The organism is Rossellomorea pakistanensis (assembly GCF_016908495.1).
In the GTDB taxonomy this organism is placed as follows: domain Bacteria; phylum Bacillota; class Bacilli; order Bacillales; family Bacillaceae_B; genus Rossellomorea; species Rossellomorea pakistanensis.
This window is the reverse complement of sequence record NZ_JAFBDZ010000016.1, coordinates 1-1,854: the sequence shown is the minus strand read 5'-3', so window position 1 is coordinate 1,854 and position 1,854 is coordinate 1. Positions and strand designations below refer to the sequence as shown.

Here is a 1,854-nt window from a genome sequence, read left to right as displayed (position 1 = left end):
GCATAGAGAATATCCCTCCCTAATTCCTGAATTTGTTTGGTTCTAGTGTACTGTTTCACCACAAAAGTGTCCAAAAGAATTAGGGGGTCGTAGAGCTTTGGTGCATATAATTCGATTCTTGTGCATTAACTAGTAGTTTTCGTGCATAAAATTGAAAAGTTGTGTATTTCCACATTCAAAACAAGGAAAATGGGGTGTCAAAAAGGGAAAAACCAGAAAATAATCAAAATGAGCCGTCTGACAGTAGATTGCTTACCAGACAGCCCCTATTGTTATATAAAATATAAATAAAAACCAATGATTTAAGCATTATGGAATTAAGGTCGTTTTCGTGTCACCATTTGCAATCAGTTCAGATACGGTTACAAATTCCCCTTTGCCTTTCAATTCCTTTATTATACTCGGCAGGGCTTCCTTCGTTTGTTTAGCTGAATCTGAAGCATGGAGAAGAATAATATCTCCTTTTTTAGACGATGAGGTGTTTTTAATAATTTCGTCGACTCCCGGATTTCTCCAATCCTGTGAATTTACACTCCAATGGACAACCGTAAGTCCAATTTTATCGGCTACGGCTAAAGTCTTTTTATCAAAATGTCCTGTAGGTACCCTGAGAAGCTTTATATCTTTAATATTTAATTTTTGAAAAACATCTTGAGCCTTTAAAATGTCTTTCCGGATTTCTTTTTCTTCCATCTCACTATAATCACTGTAAGCATATCCTAAGCTACCGATCTCATACCCTTTTTTTACTATTTTCTCTACTAGTTCAGGATGTCTTTCCGCCCATGCGCCGGAAAGGAAGAAGGTAGCAGAATCGACATCTTGCTTTTCAAGTTCTTCTAAAATCGGTTCAGCTTTTTCATCTCCCCACCCAACATTAAATGTGAGTGCTATCCCTTTTTCTCCTTTATAAATCGCTTTTGGTCCATCTTCTGTAGAAAATACAGGCAAAATGGATAAACTACCACTATAAAGAAATACGGCAGTAAAAAAGGAAATAATCAATATCAGGCTAAGCTGCTTCAACTTCTTGGCGTTTAAAGTGTAAAAGAAATTCATTTATATCCTCCTCAACACACAAGTTCCTTATCTAACCATATGCATGTCCGAGAAAAAAATATGACTTATAATTTAAAAAGTCATTCATAATTTAGATGAAATTGGAAAAAACTACAATTAATCATTAATAAGGGGTGAAGTAATTGCTCGGTTTTTTGATTGATGAAAGAGAGAGACAAGAAATTGAATACTTACTTAAGAGAGAGATGGATGAAATCTTATTCGATCTTAAAGACAAAAGAATTGACAAAATCGTAAAAAGGGCGATGGAAGAAAGATATAAAATATTATTTTCCCTTTTTAAAAGAGTGGGAACACATCGTGATTGTATAAAGTATATGATGACCTCAACCTATGGCAAAGAGAAATTATAATAATTATTGTCAAAGTGTTTCAATCAGCTTATGTTTTTTGAAACACTTTTAAATTTATATAATAATTTTTAAAAATGTTATTGACGATGTGTAAATATCCTGATATATTTATAAACGTCGCAAATGAGCGGCTACATATTTTTGGAACAACTTCTTAATTAATCCTTTCATAAAAAAGAAAAAAGTTGTTGACATTAAGATGTGTAGAATGTTATATTAGAAAAGTCGCTTCAAACGGAGCGGAAACATTGAACCTTGAAAACTGAACAAGACAAAACGTCAACGTTAATTCTAAAAAAGATTTACAACGTAAGAACATAGTTCTAACACAAATGAGCAAGTCAAACTTCTATCGGAGAGTTTGATCCTGGCTCAGGACGAACGCTGGCGGCGTGCCTAATACATGCAAGTCGAGCGGACT

At 34.0% G+C, this 1,854-nt stretch carries 2 protein-coding genes and 1 rRNA gene; 2 read left to right on the top strand and 1 reads right to left on the bottom strand.

All coding sequences use genetic code 11. The features are described 5' to 3' along the window. Nucleotides 1-309: 309 nt before the first annotated feature. The gene (gene pdaB, locus JOC86_RS24490) at nucleotides 310-1,059 is read right to left on the bottom strand and encodes a polysaccharide deacetylase family sporulation protein PdaB (protein ID WP_205176330.1); all 750 of its coding nucleotides are present in this window, start codon (nucleotides 1,057-1,059) and stop codon (nucleotides 310-312) included. Nucleotides 1,060-1,202: 143 nt separating this feature from the next. Between pdaB and JOC86_RS24485 the strand changes: the two genes are divergently transcribed. After that, on the top strand, nucleotides 1,203-1,433 hold the full coding sequence (locus tag JOC86_RS24485) for a hypothetical protein (protein ID WP_205176322.1): 231 nt from the start codon (nucleotides 1,203-1,205) through the stop codon (nucleotides 1,431-1,433). A gap of 349 nt (nucleotides 1,434-1,782) precedes the next feature. Continuing rightward, nucleotides 1,783-1,854, top strand: a 16S ribosomal RNA gene (locus JOC86_RS24480); the annotation flags it as partial.